Origin of the sequence: Streptomyces globisporus, from assembly GCF_003501885.1 — a bacterium.
Classification (GTDB): Bacteria; Actinomycetota; Actinomycetes; order Streptomycetales; family Streptomycetaceae; genus Streptomyces; species Streptomyces globisporus_D.
On record NZ_QWFA01000127.1, the window covers coordinates 1 to 17,183 of the forward strand.

18 protein-coding genes are annotated in these 17,183 nt (G+C 71.1%); 12 read left to right on the forward strand and 6 right to left on the reverse strand.

Features of this window, described 5'->3' with window-relative positions; all coding sequences use genetic code 11:
* Window positions 1–368: 368 nt before the first annotated feature.
* The 5 genes from D3105_RS22395 to D3105_RS22415 all read left to right on the forward strand — a co-directional run bounded on the left by D3105_RS22395 (window position 369) and on the right by D3105_RS22415 (window position 4,870).
* Entirely contained in the window at window positions 369–1,487 is a 1,119-nt protein-coding gene (locus D3105_RS22395) for a carbohydrate kinase family protein (RefSeq protein ID WP_118904859.1), read from the forward strand.
* Between the two features lie 163 nt (window positions 1,488–1,650).
* On the forward strand, window positions 1,651–2,715 hold the full coding sequence (locus D3105_RS22400; RefSeq protein WP_118904860.1) for a PhoH family protein: 1,065 nt from the start codon (window positions 1,651–1,653) through the stop codon (window positions 2,713–2,715).
* 12 nt (window positions 2,716–2,727) lie between these two features.
* Window positions 2,728–3,225 (forward strand): rRNA maturation RNase YbeY, encoded by a 498-nt coding sequence (gene ybeY, locus D3105_RS22405; RefSeq protein ID WP_003969265.1) that lies wholly within the window; start codon window positions 2,728–2,730, stop codon window positions 3,223–3,225.
* On the forward strand, window positions 3,222–4,520 hold the full coding sequence (locus D3105_RS22410) for a hemolysin family protein (RefSeq protein WP_118904861.1): 1,299 nt from the start codon (window positions 3,222–3,224) through the stop codon (window positions 4,518–4,520). The genes ybeY and D3105_RS22410 overlap by 4 nt, the downstream gene beginning before the upstream one ends.
* The gene (locus D3105_RS22415; protein ID WP_118904862.1) at window positions 4,517–4,870 is read left to right on the forward strand and encodes an MmcQ/YjbR family DNA-binding protein; all 354 of its coding nucleotides are present in this window, start codon (window positions 4,517–4,519) and stop codon (window positions 4,868–4,870) included. Before D3105_RS22410 ends, D3105_RS22415 begins: the two co-directional genes overlap by 4 nt.
* Before the next feature lie 81 nt (window positions 4,871–4,951).
* Here D3105_RS22415 and D3105_RS22420 read toward each other — a convergent pair whose 3' ends face one another.
* The gene (locus tag D3105_RS22420; RefSeq protein WP_206272843.1) at window positions 4,952–6,376 is read right to left on the reverse strand and encodes an MFS transporter; all 1,425 of its coding nucleotides are present in this window, start codon (window positions 6,374–6,376) and stop codon (window positions 4,952–4,954) included.
* A gap of 101 nt (window positions 6,377–6,477) precedes the next feature.
* On the opposite strand from D3105_RS22420, the gene D3105_RS22425 reads away from it, so the two are divergent.
* The 3 genes from D3105_RS22425 to era all read left to right on the forward strand — a co-directional run bounded on the left by D3105_RS22425 (window position 6,478) and on the right by era (window position 8,846).
* Complete coding sequence (locus D3105_RS22425) at window positions 6,478–7,371, forward strand: helix-turn-helix transcriptional regulator (RefSeq protein WP_118904863.1); 894 nt, start codon at window positions 6,478–6,480, stop codon at window positions 7,369–7,371.
* A gap of 62 nt (window positions 7,372–7,433) precedes the next feature.
* Window positions 7,434–7,787: a cytidine deaminase gene (locus tag D3105_RS22430; RefSeq protein WP_118904864.1), complete on the forward strand. Its 354-nt coding sequence runs from the start codon at window positions 7,434–7,436 to the stop codon at window positions 7,785–7,787.
* Between the two features lie 84 nt (window positions 7,788–7,871).
* Window positions 7,872–8,846: a GTPase Era gene (gene era / locus D3105_RS22435; protein WP_412080998.1), complete on the forward strand. Its 975-nt coding sequence runs from the start codon at window positions 7,872–7,874 to the stop codon at window positions 8,844–8,846.
* Window positions 8,847–8,870: 24 nt separating this feature from the next.
* Here the strand turns inward: era and D3105_RS22440 are convergent, their stop codons facing one another.
* Window positions 8,871–9,137 (reverse strand): protealysin inhibitor emfourin, encoded by a 267-nt coding sequence (locus D3105_RS22440; RefSeq protein WP_010064176.1) that lies wholly within the window; start codon window positions 9,135–9,137, stop codon window positions 8,871–8,873.
* A gap of 70 nt (window positions 9,138–9,207) precedes the next feature.
* On the reverse strand, window positions 9,208–10,284 hold the full coding sequence (locus D3105_RS22445; protein WP_118904865.1) for a M4 family metallopeptidase: 1,077 nt from the start codon (window positions 10,282–10,284) through the stop codon (window positions 9,208–9,210).
* A 290-nt stretch (window positions 10,285–10,574) separates the two neighbouring features.
* On the opposite strand from D3105_RS22445, the gene leuA reads away from it, so the two are divergent.
* The 4 genes from leuA (at window position 10,575) to D3105_RS22465 (ending at window position 14,919) form a co-directional block, all read left to right on the forward strand.
* Entirely contained in the window at window positions 10,575–12,359 is a 1,785-nt protein-coding gene (gene leuA / locus D3105_RS22450; protein ID WP_118904866.1) for a 2-isopropylmalate synthase, read from the forward strand.
* A 163-nt stretch (window positions 12,360–12,522) separates the two neighbouring features.
* On the forward strand, window positions 12,523–13,227 hold the full coding sequence (locus D3105_RS22455) for a TerB family tellurite resistance protein (protein WP_118904867.1): 705 nt from the start codon (window positions 12,523–12,525) through the stop codon (window positions 13,225–13,227).
* A 108-nt stretch (window positions 13,228–13,335) separates the two neighbouring features.
* Window positions 13,336–14,082, forward strand: a complete 747-nt coding sequence (gene recO, locus D3105_RS22460; protein WP_006124319.1) for a DNA repair protein RecO — start codon at window positions 13,336–13,338, stop codon at window positions 14,080–14,082.
* Between the two features lie 21 nt (window positions 14,083–14,103).
* Window positions 14,104–14,919, forward strand: a complete 816-nt coding sequence (locus tag D3105_RS22465; protein ID WP_093806597.1) for an isoprenyl transferase — start codon at window positions 14,104–14,106, stop codon at window positions 14,917–14,919.
* A gap of 75 nt (window positions 14,920–14,994) precedes the next feature.
* Here D3105_RS22465 and D3105_RS22470 read toward each other — a convergent pair whose 3' ends face one another.
* From D3105_RS22470 to D3105_RS22480, 3 genes are all read right to left on the reverse strand, one after another.
* Entirely contained in the window at window positions 14,995–15,429 is a 435-nt protein-coding gene (locus D3105_RS22470) for a Fur family transcriptional regulator (protein ID WP_118904868.1), read from the reverse strand.
* 65 nt (window positions 15,430–15,494) lie between these two features.
* On the reverse strand, window positions 15,495–16,394 hold the full coding sequence (locus D3105_RS22475; RefSeq protein ID WP_010064183.1) for a metal ABC transporter permease: 900 nt from the start codon (window positions 16,392–16,394) through the stop codon (window positions 15,495–15,497).
* On the reverse strand, window positions 16,394–17,176 hold the full coding sequence (locus tag D3105_RS22480) for a metal ABC transporter ATP-binding protein (protein WP_118904886.1): 783 nt from the start codon (window positions 17,174–17,176) through the stop codon (window positions 16,394–16,396). The genes D3105_RS22475 and D3105_RS22480 overlap by 1 nt, the downstream gene beginning before the upstream one ends.
* Window positions 17,177–17,183 lie beyond the last annotated feature (7 nt).

Below are 17,183 nucleotides of genomic sequence, written 5' to 3' on the forward strand. Positions count from 1 at the left end.
GGCACGGCGAGAAAGGCGAAGGCGGCGAGGTAGGGCGGGGGTACTGCGGGAAGGCATGGGGGTGCTGCGGGAGGTGTGGCGATATGCCAGGGGATTGCGGCTCTCGTCGGACAACGTCCCCGAAGGTGCTCGCGGGGCAATTTGTATCAAGCGCTTCCGGCTCCCCGAAAGCCGCCCTGATGTGATCTGGGTCACTTATGCGTTTATGCAGCGGAACCCCGGGTATTAGCGCATGTTTATGCAGGTCAGACGTGCTGCGAACACATGGGCGCGGACACTGCGTTCCCCTCCGCCGATCGTGCAGACTGGCCGCACCTCACACGGTCCGGATCCCGCCGCGATCCGCCGCACGACCCCGGGAGCGCACGGTGAGCACAGACACTCCGGGCATCGACCCGCTGGAGGCGCTGCGCGCCCCGCGCGACCCCGCCTGCGACGTCTTCCTGACGGGCCCGGTCTTCCTCGACATCATCTTCACGGGCCTCGACAGCGCCCCAGTACGCGGCACCGAGTCCTGGGCCCGGGGGATGGGCTCCAGCCCCGGCGGCGTCGCCAACATGGCCACCGCCCTCGCCCGCCTCGGCCTGCACACCTCCCTCGCCGCCGCCTTCGGGGACGACCACTACGGCGAGTACTGCTGGGACGCCCTGGAGCAGGGCGAGGGCATCGACCTGTCGATGTCGCACACCGTCCCCGGCTGGCACTCCCCGGTCACCGTCTCCATGGCGTACGAGGGCGAGCGCACGATGGTCTCGCACGGCCACGAGGCCCCCGCCCCGGCTCCCGTCGCCGGAACCTCCACCGGAGCCGCCGCCCCGGTCTTCCCGCAGTGCCCGCCGCGCGCCCGCGCCGCCGTCGCCTCGCTAGCCCCGGGCCGGAGCGAGCCCTGGGTGGCCACCGCGGCCCGGGACGGCGCACTGGTCTTCGGCGACGTCGGGTGGGACGAGACCGGCCGCTGGGACCTGGACGCCCTGCCCGACCTGGCGCACTGCGAGGCGTTCCTGCCCAACGCGGAGGAGGCGATGCGCTACACCCGTACCGACTGCCCGCGCGCCGCCGCGCACGCGCTCGCCGAACGCGTCCCGCTCGCCGTGGTCACCCTGGGCGCGGAGGGCGCGTACGCCGTCGACGGGCGCACCGGCACCGCCGCGGCGGTGCCCGCCATCGAGGTGGAGGCGCTCGACCCGACCGGGGCGGGGGACGTCTTCGTCGCCGGTTTCGTGACCGGCACCCTCGCCGACTGGCCGCTCGCCGACCGGCTCGCCTTCGCCGGGCTCACCGCCGCGCTCTCGGTCCAGGAGTTCGGCGGCTCGCTCTCCGCCCCCGGCTGGGCCGAGATCGCCGCATGGTGGCAGCTGATCCGCACCTGCGACAGCCAGGACCCGGCCGCCCTGGAGCGCTACGCCTTCCTGGACGACCTGCTGCCCACCACGGCCCGCGCCTGGCCGCTGCGGCGCGCCGTGCCCACGATCGGCTTCCGCCAGTGAGCGGGCGGCGGCCGGTCGCACCCGGGCCCCGGGGCGCGTCGCACACACGGCCGGTAAAACCCCTCGGTGTTGTCACTGCCAGGTCGTAGGCTTGGTAATCCAGAGGTTGTCGAACAGCGAGAACCCTGCAACGGGAGGTATGCGCAGGCCATAGGGCCGGCCCATGACTCAGTCACCCACACAGCCGCAGGCGCGTGCCCAGATCAGGATCCCGGCCGCTCACCCCATGGTGATGCTCCTCGGATCGGGCGACTCGCTGTTGCGCGTGATCGAAGAGGCTTTCCCGGCGGCCGACATCCATGTCCGGGGCAACGAGATCAGTGCCACGGGCGAGGCCGCGGACGTCGCCCTCATCCAACGCCTGTTCGACGAGATGATGCTCGTGCTCCGCACCGGAGCGCCGATGACGGAGGACGCAGTGGAACGGTCGATCGCCATGCTCAGGGCGGCCGGCAACGGACAGGGAGACCCCCAGGGCGAGACGCCCGCCGAGGTGCTCACGCAGAACATCCTCTCCAACCGCGGCCGCACCATCCGCCCCAAGACGCTCAACCAGAAGCGGTACGTGGACGCGATCGACGAGCACACGATCGTGTTCGGCATCGGTCCCGCCGGTACGGGCAAGACCTATCTCGCCATGGCCAAGGCGGTCCAGGCCCTGCAGTCCAAGCAGGTCAGCCGGATCATCCTGACCCGGCCGGCGGTCGAGGCGGGGGAGCGGCTCGGCTTCCTGCCGGGCACCCTGTTCGACAAGATCGACCCGTATCTGCGTCCGCTCTACGACGCACTGCACGACATGCTCGACCCCGACTCGATCCCGCGGCTGATGGCGGCGGGCACGATCGAGGTCGCGCCGCTGGCCTATATGCGGGGCCGGACGCTGAACGACGCGTTCATCATCCTCGACGAGGCGCAGAACACCAGCGCCGAGCAGATGAAGATGTTTCTCACCCGCCTCGGCTTCGACTCCAAGATCGTCATCACCGGTGACATCACCCAGGTCGACCTGCCGAGCGGCACCAAGAGCGGTCTGCGGCAGGTCCAGGAGATCCTGGAGGGTGTGGAGGACGTGCACTTCTCCCGCCTCACCTCCCAGGATGTCGTCCGGCACAAGCTCGTCGGCCGTATCGTCGACGCGTACGAGAAGTACGACAGCCGAAACGGTCAGCAGGACGGTCGGGCGGAAAGCCGCCAGGACGGCCGGCGCGACCGCCGAAAAGGGAAGTAGCCGCAGCGCACCATGTCGATCGACGTCAACAACGAGTCCGGAACCGAGGTCGACGAGCAGGCGATCCTCGACATCGCCCGCTACGCACTGGCCCGGATGCGGATCCACCCGCTGTCCGAGCTCTCGGTGATCGTGGTGGACACCGACGCCATGGAACAGCTGCACATCCAGTGGATGGACCTCCCCGGTCCGACCGATGTCATGTCCTTCCCGATGGACGAGCTGCGTCCGCCGGCCAAGGACGACGAGGAGCCCCCGCAAGGGCTCCTCGGTGACATCGTGCTCTGCCCGGAGGTCGCGAAGAAACAGGGCGAAGAGGCCCCGACACAGCACTCCATGGACGAGGAGCTCCAGCTCCTGACCGTCCACGGGGTGCTGCACCTGCTGGGGTACGACCACGAGGAGCCGGACGAGAAGGCCGAGATGTTCGGTCTCCAGGCCGCCATCGTGGACGGCTGGCGCGGCGAGCACGGGCTCACCGGCGCGTCCCCCGCCCCCACCGTCTCGTGAGCACCCCGCTGATCGTCGGCGCCGTCCTGCTGGTCATGGTCGGCTGGCTGGCCGCCTGCGCCGAGGCCGGTATCGCCCGCACCTCCAGCTTCCGGGCGGACGAGGCGGTCCGGTCCGGCCGGCGCGGCAGCGCGAAGCTCGCGCAGATCGCGGCCGACCCGACCCGCTATCTCAACGTCGCCCTGCTGGTGCGGGTCGCCTGCGAGATGTCGGCCGGTGTCCTCGTCACCTACGTCTGCCTCCAGGAGTTCCCCGAGACCTGGGAGGCGCTGGCCGTCGCCATGGGGGTGATGGTCCTCGTCTCCTACGTCGCCATCGGCGTCTCCCCGCGCACCATCGGCCGCCAGCACCCGCTGAACACGGCCACGGCCTCGGCGTACGTCCTGCTGCCGCTGGCCAGGATCATGGGCCCGATCCCGCAGCTGCTGATCCTCGTCGGCAACGCCCTGACCCCGGGCAAGGGATTCCGCAAGGGACCGTTCGCCAGCGAGGCCGAGCTGCGCGCGATGGTCGACCTGGCCGAGGCGGAGTCGCTGATCGAGGACGACGAGCGCCGCATGGTGCATTCGGTCTTCGAACTGGGCGACACCCTGGTGCGCGAGGTCATGGTGCCGCGCACCGACCTCGTCTCCATCGAGCGCTACAAGACGATCCGCCAGGCCCTCACCCTCGCCCTGCGCTCCGGCTTCTCCCGGATACCGGTCACCGGCGAGAACGAGGACGACGTCGTCGGGATCGTCTATCTCAAGGACCTCGTCCGCAAGACGCACATCAACCGCGAGTCCGAGGGCGACCCCGTCTCCACTGCGATGCGCCCCGCCGCCTTCGTCCCCGACACCAAGAACGCCGGGGATCTGCTGCGCGAGATGCAGCAGGACCGCAGCCATGTCGCTGTCGTCATCGACGAGTACGGCGGCACCGCGGGCATCGTCACCATCGAGGACATCCTGGAGGAGATCGTCGGCGAGATCACCGACGAGTACGACCGGGAGCTGCCGCCCGTCCAGGAGCTGGAGAACGGCTGCTACCGGGTCACCGCCCGCCTCGACATCGGGGACCTCGGCGACCTCTTCGGGCTCGACGAGTACGACGACGAGGACGTGGAGACCGTCGGCGGCCTGCTCGCCAAGGCGCTCGGCCGAGTCCCGATCGCCGGCGCCTCCGCCGTCGTCGAGCTGCCGGACCAGCGCAGGCTCCGGCTCACCGCGGAGTCCCCGGCGGGCCGCCGGAACAAGATCGTCACGGTGCTCGTGGAGCCCGAGCACCAAGAACCCGAGGAGAAGGAAGCGGAATGAAGCCGGAGCGGCTGAGGGCCTTCTGCCTGGAGTTCAACGCGAGCGTGGAGGAGTTCCCGTTCGGACCTGAGACCTCGGTCTTCAAGGTGCTCGGCAAGATGTTCGCCCTCGCCGCGCTGGACGCCCGCCCGCTCACGGTCAACCTGAAGTGCGACCCCGACGAGGCCATCCGGCTCCGCGAGACGCATACCGCGATCGTGCCCGGCCGGCACATGAGCAAGCGGCACTGGAACACGGTCACCGTCTCCGGCGTCCCGGACCGGCTGCTGCGCGAGATGATCGAGGACTCCTACGACCTGGTGGTCGCCGGACTGCCGAAAGCGGAACGGCTCCGCCTGGACCGGCCGTAAGCCGTGGAACGTCAGGCGTCACGCGAACGGGCCCGCTCCTCCCCCGTGGGGAGCGGGCCCGTCCTCGTACCGCCGGGGAGCTCAGCCCCGCCGCAGCCCGGCCGCCACCACCACGCCCGCCGCCAGCAGGACCGCCGCGGCGACCGCCACCACCGTCCGTACGCCGTCGAACAGGGTGTCCTGCGTCGTGGCCAGCGCCCCCAGCAGCGGGATGCCGACGGTGAGGCCCACCTGCTGGGTCGTGGTGACCAGACCGGTCGCGAGGCCCTGCTCCCCGTCAGGGACGCCGGACGTCACGGTCAGCCCGTACGCGATGATCGCGCCCAGGTGGAACATGCTCGCCAGCGACACCGCGACCGTCGCCGGCCACACCCCCGATTCTGCGCCCAGGCCCAGCAGCACGCCGATGAACAGCCCCTGGCCGAGCAGGGACAGGACCAGCGTCCGACGGGCGCCGATCCGGCCGATCACCCGCGGCGCGAACATTCCCGCCACCACCGAAAGCAGCCCCTGGACCCCGAAGACCAGCCCGGTGGCGAAGGGGGAGAGGTCCAGGACCTCCTGGAGGTACAGGGTCAGGACGAAGACGACCGTGCTCATCATCGAGAAGGTCACCAGACCGCCCAGGTTGCCGAACGCCACCGTCCGCCGCCGCAGCATCGGCAGCGATACCAGCGGAGCCGCCGTACGGGACTCCACCACGACGAACGCGCAGAGCAGCACGAGCCCCAGCACCAGCGTCACCACCACGTCCGCCCCGCCGAAGCCGCGCTCCGCCGCCGTGGTCAGGGCGTAGATCAGTGCCAGCAGACCGCCGGTGACGCTCACCGCGCCCGGCACGTCCGGCCGGGGCCGGTCCGCCGTACGCGACTCCTCCAGCACCTTCGGCGCCACCGCCAGCACCCCGAGCGAGGCCACCGCCAGCAGGCCCATCGTGGAGCGCCAGCCCAGCGTGTCGGTCAGTACGCCGCCCGCGACCATCCCCACCGTGAAGCCGAGGGACAGGAGCGTCCCGCTGATCCCGAGCGCCCGGTCACGCAGCGGCCCCTCCGGGAACGTGGTCGTCAGCAGGGACATCCCGGTCGGCACGATGACCGCCGCACCCAGCCCCTGGAGCGCCCGCCCCGCGAGGAAGGAAGCGGGATCCCAGGCCAGTGTCGCCAGCAGGGACGCGGCCCCGAAGAGCGTGAGCCCGGCGAGGAACAGCCTGCGCCGCCCGTACAGATCGGCGATCCTCCCGAACAGCAGCAGGAAGCCCCCCGACGGCAGCGCGAACGCGGTCACCGCCCACTGGAGGCCTGTGGTGCTCAGACCCAGGTCCTTGCCGAGCACGGGCAGGGCCACGTTCAGTACGGAGAAGTCCAGGGCCACCATGAACTGGGCGGCGCACAGCACGAAGAGGACCAGCCGGGCCCGCCCCGAGAGCCGGGGCGGTGCGGAAGCCGAAGCGGAAGCCGCGGCAGCGGAAGCGGAGGAAGCAGAGGTGGGAGGGGTTTCGATCGCCATGCGTCCCACCCTGCGGCGGCCGGAATAGCCGTGGGGAGCGGGAACTTATCCTGGTGCCCGCACCACCAGGCAGGCGCACACACGGACACCAGGGGGAGTACGTGGCCACACCGGCCCAGCAGGCGACGGACGACACGAAAGCCCACCGCCTCGCCGAACTGCGCGAGTTCCTCCGCAGCCGCCGGGCCCGCGTCACCCCGGACGAGGCGGGCCTGCCGGGCGGCGCCCGCCGCCGCACCCCGGGTCTGCGCCGCGAGGAGGTCGCCGTCCTCGCCGGGGTGGGCGTCTCCTGGTACCAGTGGCTGGAGCAGGGGCGCGACATCACCGTCTCCCCGCAGGTGCTGGACTCCGTCGCCCGCGTCCTGCGCCTGAGCAGCGCCGAGCGCCGACACCTGTACGTCCTGGCCGGGCTGAACGCGCCCCCGCTGGAGGTCGATCCGGCACACGCCGACATGTGCGAGGGGCTGACCCGGCTCATCGACGCCTGGATGCCCTACCCGGCCCACATCATGGACCGGTACTGGAACACCGTCCTCTACAACGACGCGGCGGCCGCGGTCCTCGGCATGCGCCCGGACATCCGGCAGAACTGCCTGATCGCCTTCTTCACCGATCCCGTCTACCGCTCCCGCACCGGGGCGAGCTGGGACGCGCTGGCCCCGCAGGTGGTGGCCCAGTTCCGGGCGGCCTGCTCGGAGGCGCCGGAGGACGACGGGTTCCGGGCGATCACCGAGGAGGCGAGGGCGGTCAGCCCGCTCTTCGCGGAGCTGTGGGAGCAGCACGAGATCGCCCCCGCCGGGCAGAACCGCAAGGAGGTCGATCACCCCCTCGTCGGCCGCCTCAGCCTGGAGGCCACCCAACTGCGGGTCCCCGCCCGGCCGGACCTGGTGATCGTGCTGCACACCCCGCTGCCCGACACCGGCTGCGAGGCCCGGCTCCAGTGGCTCGCCTCGCCCGAGGGCCGGCGCGACTCGATGTATCCGGTGCCGGGGTGAGCGCCGTGCCCCGTGCCGGGGTGACCTGCGCGGGCCCGCCGCCCGCTTCGTATGCTCGTGCCATGACCGACACCAACGACCTCGACGCCGAGGACCGCAAGATCGTCACCCTGGCGCGCAGCGCCCGCGCCCGCAACGGCGTGCCCGAGGGCGCGGCCGTACGCGACGAGACGGGACGTACGTATGTCGCGGGCACGGTGGCGCTGGAGTCGCTGAAGCTCAGCGCGCTGCAGACCGCCGTCGCCATGGCCGTGGCCAGCGGCGCCACCTCGCTGGAGGCGGCGGCCGTCGTCTCCGCCGCCGAGACCCCCTCCGACGACGACCGGGCCGCGGTGCGCGACCTGGGCGGACCGGACACCCCGGTGCTGCTCGCGGGCCCGGACGGCACGCTGCGCGTACGCGTCACGGCGGGCTGAGCGACCGCTCCGGCGGCCCCTGCGCGCGGCGCTCGGCGCGTCCCGGCGTACCGCTGTACGAGAGCGCCGCCGGGATCGGGGAGAATGGTCGCCATGAGCGCTCGACCGAACCAAGAATCCGCTGCCCCGCAAGCGGAGACCACCTCCCCCCACCGGGCCGGCTTCGCCTGCTTCGTGGGCCGCCCCAACGCGGGCAAGTCCACCCTCACGAACGCTCTCGTCGGTCAGAAGGTGGCGATCACCTCCAACCGCCCCCAGACCACCCGGCACACCGTGCGCGGCATCGTCCACCGGGACGACGCGCAGCTGATCCTGGTAGACACCCCCGGCCTCCACAAGCCGCGCACCCTGCTGGGCGAGCGGCTCAACGACGTCGTGCGGACCACCTGGGCCGAGGTCGACGTCATCGGCTTCTGCCTGCCCGCCGACCAGAAGCTCGGCCCCGGCGACAAGTACATCGTCAAGGAGCTGGCGGGGATCAAGAAGACCCCCAAGATCGCCATCATCACCAAGACCGACCTGGTCGAGTCCAAGGCGCTCGCCGAACAGCTCCTCGCCGTCTCCGCGCTCGCGGAGGAGCTGGGCTTCGAGTGGGCCGAGATCGTGCCGGTCTCCGCCGTCGGGGACACGCAGGTCGACCTGCTCGCCGACCTCATCGCTCCGCTGCTCCCCGAGAGCCCGCCGCTCTACCCGGAGGGCGACCTCACCGACGAGCCGGAGATGGTCATGGTCGCGGAGCTGATCCGCGAGGCCGCGCTGGAGGGCGTACGCGACGAACTGCCGCACTCCATCGCGGTCGTCGTCGAGGAGATGCTTCCCCGCGAGGACCGCCCGGCGGACAAGCCGCTGCTGGACATCCACGCCAACGTCTACATCGAGCGGCCCAGCCAGAAGGGCATCATCATCGGCCCGAAGGGCAAGCGGCTGAAGGACGTCGGCACCAAGTCCCGCAAGCACATCGAGGCGCTGCTCGGCACGCCGGTCTTCCTGGACCTGCATGTGAAGGTCGCCAAGGACTGGCAGCGCGATCCCAAGCAGCTGCGAAAGCTCGGGTTCTGAGTCACCGAGACGCGGGGGCCGATCTCACGCGCCCTCCTTCAGGACGCGTGAGATCAGCGTGCGCTGCGCCCCGGTCAGATCGGGGTCAGCGCAGTACACGGTGCGGCCGTCGACGGTGATCGCGTACCGGAAGCCGTCCGGGACCCCGGCCGACGGGGTGTCCCGCGCCGCGCCGAGCGCCTCATCGGCGAGGGACCGCCACTCCGCGGCGTCCGCCCGGCCCTCCGTGTCGACCTCATGGCGGCGGGCGATGCCGGCGAAGCCGCCGGTCCGGCTGACCTGAATGCGCATGGGGTCCTGTCTATCGGGGGCCGGACGGGCACTCAACCCCACCCGCCGGTCGGGAATGCGACGGTCCGGGTCAGGCCCGGGTGGGGACGCCCACCTCCGACCAGGCCTTGAGGACCGCCTCCCGCTCGTCCGCCTCGCCGAAGCGGGCGCCCGCCGCCGCGACCGTCAGCCGGGCGAACTCCGCGAAGTCCGCGTTGGCCGTCAGCTCGCCGCCGGTCAGCACGTCGAACCAGATCTGCCCGGCGCGCTCCCAGGAATTGCCGCCCAGCGCGGTGGCCAGGAGGTAGAACGCGCGGTTGGGGATGCCGGAGTTGAGGTGGACGCCGCCGTTGTCCTCCTCCGTCTCGATGTAGTCGTCCATGGAGCCCGGCTGCGGGTCCTTGCCGAGCACGTCGTCGTCGTACGCCGTGCCCGGGGCCTTCATCGAGCGCAGCGCGTCCCCGCTGACCCGGGGCGCGAGCAGCCCGGCGCCGATCAGCCAGTCGGCCTGCTCCGCGCTCTGGCCCAGCGAGTACTGCTTGACCAGCGAGCCGATCACGTCGGACACGGACTCGTTGAGCGCGCCCGACTGGCCCTCGTAGCGCAGGTTGGCGGTGTACTGGGTGAGGCCGTGGGCCAGCTCGTGGGCGATCACGTCCACCGCGACGGTGAAGTCGAGGAAGATCTCGCCGTCGCCGTCCCCGAAGACCATCTGCTCGCCGTCGAAGAACGCGTTGTTGTACTCCTGGCCGTAGTGCACGGAGCCGATCAGCGGGAGGCCCTTGCCGTCGATCGAGCTGCGCCCGTACGCAGAGAGCAGCAGCTCGAAGGTGGCGCCGAGCCCGGCGTACGCGCGGTTGACGCTGGCGTCGGACGTGGGCTTGTCGCCCTCCTCGCGGACCTTGACGCCGGGCAGGGTCGTGCCCGTCCCGCAGTCGTACAGGATGCGCTGCGGCTTGCTCGGGACCGCGCCGGCGGTGTGCCGGGTCGGTGTCGCGGCGAGCGCGGTGATCCGGCGGCGGTCACGGCGCAGGGCGTCGGCCGCCAGGGTGCGGCGGGCCGGGTCCGCGAGCCGGGCGTCGGCGGACCGGGAGAGGTGATCGAGGACGTGGGGCGGAACGATGGTGCAGAAGACGGGGTTGAGCTCGCCGTCGGTTCGAAGGTGCATGAATACGACTGTGGCACTCCGTCACCGCGCTGTCACTGGTTGCGACGATGATTGACGAAATGGAGTGATGAGTCACTGTTTACCCGTCATCGATGCCCGGTCCCGCATACTGATACGGACCGACACCGCGGGCCACACTCGGTTACGCTCGTCGCATCATGCGTTTCGGGCTGCTTCTTCTTAGCTGCCGCGGCGAGGGCCTGTAGTCGTAGGCCGACCCCCTCCCCGCGGAGTCTGGTGCTGCAGCGACACAGTCGGCCGATCCCCGCTGGACCGAGGAGCCCTACGCCATGACCACCGTGAATCCCGCCGGTAATTCTGTCGGCCGCCCCACCCCGATCACCAACGCGACGCAGCTGCAGAAGCCCTCCGGGATGCCGGTCCACAAGTACGGCCGCTACGAGGCCGTCGACATCCCCGACCGTACCTGGCCCGACAACCGCATCACCGTGGCGCCCCGCTGGCTGTCCACCGATCTGCGCGACGGCAACCAGGCCCTGATCGACCCGATGTCCCCGGCCCGCAAGCGCGAGATGTTCGACCTGCTGGTCAAGATGGGCTACAAGGAGATCGAGGTCGGCTTCCCGTCCTCCGGCGAGACCGACTTCGCCTTCGTACGCTCCATCATCGAAGAGGGCGCGATCCCCGAGGACGTGACGATCTCCGTCCTGACGCAGGCCCGCGAGGAGCTGATCGAGCGCACCGTGGAGTCCCTGGTCGGCGCCCACCGCGCCACCGTCCACCTGTACAACGCCACCGCCCCGACCTTCCGCCGTGTCGTCTTCCGCGGCTCGCGCGAGGAGGTCAAGCAGATCGCGGTGGACGGCACCCGGCTGGTCATGGAGTACGCCGAGAAGATCCTGGGCCCCGAGACGATCTTCGGCTACCAGTACAGCCCGGAGATCTTCACCGACACCGAGCTGGACTTCGCCCTGGAGGTCTGCGAGGCCGTCTGCGACGTGTGGCAGCCGGAGGAGGGCCGCGAGATCATCCTCAACCTGCCCGCCACCGTCGAGCGCTCCACGCCCTCCACCCACGCGGACCGCTTCGAGTGGATGTCCCGCAACCTGACCCGCCGCGAGCACGTCTGCCTGTCGGTCCACCCGCACAACGACCGGGGCACCGCCGTCGCCGCCGCCGAGCTGGCCATCATGGCCGGCGCCGACCGCATCGAGGGCTGCCTGTTCGGCCAGGGCGAGCGCACCGGCAACGTCGACCTGGTCACCCTGGGCATGAACCTGTTCTCCCAGGGCGTCGACCCGCAGATCGACTTCTCGCAGATCGACGAGATCCGCCGCACCAGCGAGTACTGCAACCAGATGGAGATCCACCCGCGCCACCCCTACGCGGGCGATCTGGTCTACACCGCCTTCTCCGGCTCCCACCAGGACGCCATCAAGAAGGGCTTCGACGCGATGGAGAAGGACGCGGCCGCCCAGGGCAGGACCGTGGACGACATCGAGTGGGCCGTGCCGTACCTGCCGATCGACCCGAAGGACGTCGGCCGCTCGTACGAGGCCGTCATCCGGGTCAACTCGCAGTCCGGCAAGGGCGGTATCGCGTACGTCCTGAAGAACGACCACAAGCTGGACCTGCCGCGCCGGATGCAGATCGAGTTCTCCCGGATCATTCAGGCCAAGACCGACGCCGAGGGCGGCGAGGTCACCCCGACGCAGATCTGGTCCACCTTCCAGGACGAGTACCTGCCGAACGCGGAGAACGCGGGGGCGCGTTGGGGCCGCATCCAGCTGCGCTCCGGCCAGACCACCTCCGACACCGACGGCACCGACACCCTGACAGTCGAGGCCGTCGTGGACGGCGCCGACACCGTCCTGACCGGTTCCGGCAACGGCCCGATCTCCGCGTTCTTCGAAGCGCTGCAGGCCATCGGCATCGACGCCCGGCTGCTGGACTACACCGAGCACACGATGAGCGAGGGAGCCAGCGCCCAGGCCGCCTCGTACATCGAGTGCGCGATCGACGGCAAGGTCCTGTGGGGCATCGGCATCGACGCCAACACCACCCGCGCCTCGCTCAAGGCGGTCGTCTCCGCCGTCAACCGCGCGGCCCGCTGACGCCCGAACGGCACTCCTGACCCCGATCGCCCGCTTTGGGTGGTCGGGGTTCGGCCATATCCGGGGGTTGTGACGTCCAAGAGGCTGACGCCCCCTCGCGGATGTGGCTAACATCACGTCCAACACACGGCAATGTTGCCGGAGCGTTACGGAGGTGTGCGACGTGCGGTCAGCCAAAGGACAACGCGCTCTGAGGCCGGTCCTCTGCGGCGTTCGCACCGTCTGGGACGCCGTCGGCGACGGCGTCTTCTTCTGCCCGTGCTGCGGGGGAGACCGCAACTACCGCCGGCTCACCGGCCGCCGCCGCCTCACGGTCCTCGGTGTCCCGCTGGTCGGCCGGGGCGAGGCCGAGCCCGTCGTCGAGTGCGCGGCCTGCCTGGCCCACCACGCCCCCGAGGCGCTGGACCACCCCACCACGACCCGGTTCTCCGCGATGCTCCGCGAGGCCGTCCACACCGTCACGCTGGCCGTCCTCGCCGCCGGGGGCACCGCCTCCCGCACGGTCCTGGAGGCCGCCGTCGCCACCGTGCGCGACGCCGGGCTCGACGACTGCACCCAGGAGCAGTTGTTCACCGTCGTCGAGGTGCTGGCCGCCGACACCGGCCGGGGCTCCGGCACCGACCCGGCCGCCGAGGCCTGCGGACCGACCCTCGCCATCGAGCTGCACGAGGTGCTGGCCCCGCTCGCCCCGCACCTGGCCACCGCCGGCCGCGCGTCCGTCCTCCTCCAGGGCGCCCGGATCGCTCTGGCCGACGGGCCCTACTGCGCCGCCGAGCGCCAGGTCCTGACGACGGTCGGCAGCGCCCTCGGCATCCCCGCCGAGGAGACCGCCCGGGTACTGGCCGAGGCGGCCCGTACGCCGTCGTAGGCGTTCGTGGGCCTCAGGCAGCCTCCGTACGCCCTCCTGGACCGGTAGGGACCGGTAAAGAGCCCCCAGGGCCCCCGCAGGCCGCCCCCGGTGGGCGACAATGGGCCCATGAGCTTGTTCCGGGACGACGGCATCGTGCTGCGTACGCAGAAACTGGGCGAGGCCGACCGGATCATCACGATCCTGACCCGCGGCCACGGCCGGGTCCGCGCCGTCGCCCGCGGGGTGCGCCGCACCAAGTCCAAGTTCGGCGCCCGCCTGGAGCCCTTCTCCCACGTCGACGTGCAGTTCTTCGCGCGCGGCAGCGAGCTGGTCGGCCGCGGGCTGCCGCTCTGCACCCAGAGCGAGACGATCGCCCCGTACGGCGGCGGGATCGTCGCCGACTACGCCCGCTACACCGCGGGCACCGCGATGCTGGAGACCGCCGAGCGGTTCACCGACCACGAGGGCGAACCGGCCGTCCAGCAGTATCTGCTGCTCGTCGGCGGCCTGCGCACCCTCGCCCGGGGCGAGCACGCCCCTCATCTGATCCTGGACGCGTTCCTGCTGCGCTCGCTCGCGGTCAACGGGTACGCGCCCAGCTTCGAGGACTGCGCCAAGTGCGGAATGCCCGGTCCGAACCGGTTCTTCTCCGTCGCGGCGGGGGGCGTCATATGCGGTGACTGCCGGGTCCCCGGCAGCGTCGTACCCTCGGCACAGGCCCTCGAACTGCTGAGCGCGCTGCTCAGCGGCGACTGGGCGACGGCGGACGCGTGCGAGGCGCGTCATGTCAGGGAGGGGAGCGGGCTGGTGTCCGCCTATCTGCACTGGCATCTGGAGCGCGGCCTGCGCTCGCTGCGGTACGTAGAGAAGTGACACAGGGAGACTGAGAAGCACATGGCAGTACGCGGGATCCTCGGCGGCCGTAACCGGCGCACGTACAAGACCCCCGAGCCGCACCCCTCGGGCGCGACGCCGCCGAAGATCCCCGGCGAGCTGGTGCCCCAGCACGTCGCCGTCGTGATGGACGGCAACGGCCGCTGGGCGAAGGAGCGGGGTCTGCCCCGCACCGAGGGCCACAAGGTCGGTGAGGGCGTCGTCATGGACGTGCTCAAGGGCTGCATCGAGATGGGCGTGAAGAACCTCTCGCTCTACGCCTTCTCCACGGAGAACTGGAAGCGCTCGCCGGACGAGGTGAAGTTCCTGATGAACTTCAACCGCGACGTGATCCGCCGCCGCCGCGACGAGATGGACGAGCTCGGCATCCGCATCCGCTGGGTGGGCCGCATGCCGAAGCTGTGGAAGTCGGTCGTCCAGGAACTCCAGGTCGCCCAGGAGCAGACCAAGAACAACGACGCGATGACGCTGTACTTCTGCGTGAACTACGGCGGCCGCGCCGAGATCGCGGACGCCGCGCAGCGCATCGCCCAGGACGTGGCGGCCGGAAAGCTGGACCCGTCGAAGGTCAACGAGAAGACGTTCCAGAAGTACATCTACTACCCGGACATGCCGGATGTGGACCTCTTCGTGCGCCCCAGCGGCGAGCAGCGCACCTCGAACTACCTGATCTGGCAGAGCGCCTACGCCGAGATGGTTTTCCAGGACGTTCTTTGGCCGGATTTCGACCGCCGGGACCTGTGGCGGGCCTGCCTGGAGTACGCCCAGCGCGACCGCCGCTTCGGCGGGGCGCAGGAGGCGGAAGCCGCCAAGTGAGCACGGAGAAGTGAGCACGGAGAAGGGGCGGGCCCGGTGCGTGGTGCACCGGGCCCGCCCCTTCTCGTACGTCCGTTACGACTTCTTCTCGGCGCACTCCGCGCAGGTGCCGAAGATCTCGACGGTGTGGGCGACGTTCACATAGCCGTGCTGGGCGGCGATCATCTCGGCCCACTGCTCGACGGCCGGGCCCTCGACCTCCACGGCCTTGCCGCAGAGCCGGCAGACCAGGTGGTGGTGATGGTCGCCGGTCGAGCAGCGCCGGTAGACGGCCTCGCCCTCGGTGGTGCGCAGGACGTCGACCTCACCGGCGTCGGCGAGGGACTGCAGGGTCCGGTAGACCGTCGTGAGGCCCACGGAGTCGCCGCGGTGTTTCAGGACGTCGTGCAGCTCCTGGGCGCTGCGGAACTCGTCGACCTCGTCGAGCGCCGCCGCCACCGCCGCCCGCTGCCGGGTGGACCGGCCGCGTACCGGCGCTGCGTTCGTGCCACTGATCGGCGCCGTGGCCACAGGTGCCTCCTCGTGTCGCCCGTACATGTGTCGGGCCATTGTGCCAGCCCGACCGGGCGCCGTACTCAAACGCGCACGTCGTCCGCGCCCCGCCGGGCCGGTGGTACTTCCAGGGTGCACTCGGCACCCTTCGCCTCGCTCGCCCGGGCGCGCCTCCGCGCGAGCGGAGCGGCGAGCGCGGTCAGCGCGACGAACACCGCGATGGCCAGCAGCACGATCGTCGCGCCGGGCGGAACGTCCTGGTAGTACGAGGTCACGGTGCCGGTGAGGGTGACGGCGGTGCCGATCACCACGGACAGCACGAAGGTGACCTTGAAGGACTTGGTGATCTGCTGGGCGGCCGCCACCGGCACCACCATCAGCGCGCTGACCAGCAGCAGCCCGACGACCCGCATGGCGACGGTCACGGTCACGGCCGCGGTGACCGCGACCAGCAGGTTCAGCACCCGGACGGGCAGCCCGGAGACCCGGGCGAACTCCTCGTCCTGGCTGACCGCGAACAGTTGCCTCCGGAGCCCCACCGTGACCAGCACGACGAAGGCCGCCAGGACGCAGATCGCGACGACGTCCGACTCGGAGACGGTGGCGAGCGAGCCGAAGAGGTACGAGGTCAGATTGGCGTTGGAGCCGGTGTCGGACAGGTTGATCAGCATGACGCCGCCCGCCATACCGCCGTAGAACAGCATCGCGAGGGCGAGGTCGCCGCGCGTGTGCCCGTACCAGCGGATCAGCTCCATCACGACGGCGCCGGCCACCGCGACCGCGGTGGCCATCCACACGGGGCTGGTGGAGAGCAGGAAGCCGAGGCCGACGCCGGTCATCGCGATGTGCCCGATGCCGTCGCCCATCAGGGCCTGGCGCCGCTGCACCAGGTAGATGCCGATGGCGGGCGCGGTGATCCCGACCAGCACGGCCGCGATGAGCGCCCGCTGCATGAAGGGAGGGTTGAGGAATTCGAAGAGCATCAGGTCAGCAGTCCCGTCCGGACGGGCTCGGCGGCCGCGTGGGGGTGTACGTGGTCGTGGCCGGGCAGGGCGTGCTGGCCGAGCGCCTCGGGCGGCGGCCCGTCGTGCGTCACGCAGCCGTCGCGCAGGACGACGGCCCGGTCGATCAGGGGCTCCAGCGGGCCCAGCTCGTGCAGCACCAGCAGCACGGAGGTGCCGAGCGCCACCTGCTCGCGCAGGGTCGAGGCCAGGATCTCCTGGCTGGCCAGGTCCACCCCCGCCATCGGCTCGTCCATGATCAGCAGCTCCGGCTCGGAGGCCAGGGCGCGGGCGATCAGCACCCGCTGGTGCTGGCCGCCCGACAGCGCGCTCACGGAGTCCTTCGCACGGTCGGCCAGGCCCACCAGCGCGATGGCACGGTCCACGGCCGCCCGGTCCGCCTTCCCCGGCCACCGCAGCCCCGTGCGGGACAGCCGGCCGGAGGCGACGACCTCGCGGATCGTGGCGGGCACGCCGCCCGCAGCCGTGGTGCGCTGCGGGACGTACCCGATCCGGCCCCACCGGCGGAAGCGGCGCAGCTCGGTGCCGAACAGCTCGACGCTGCCGCCGGTCAGCGGGACCTGCCCGATGACCGACCGTACGGCGGTGGACTTGCCGGAACCGTTGGCGCCGAGCAGCGCGACGACCTCGCCGCGGTGCACGGTCAGGTCGACCCCGCGCAGCACGGGGCGCGCGCCGAGGGTGGCCGTGGCGCCGCGCAGGCTGATCACGGCCTGGCGGGGGGTGCTCTCACGCTCCGGCATGAGCGCC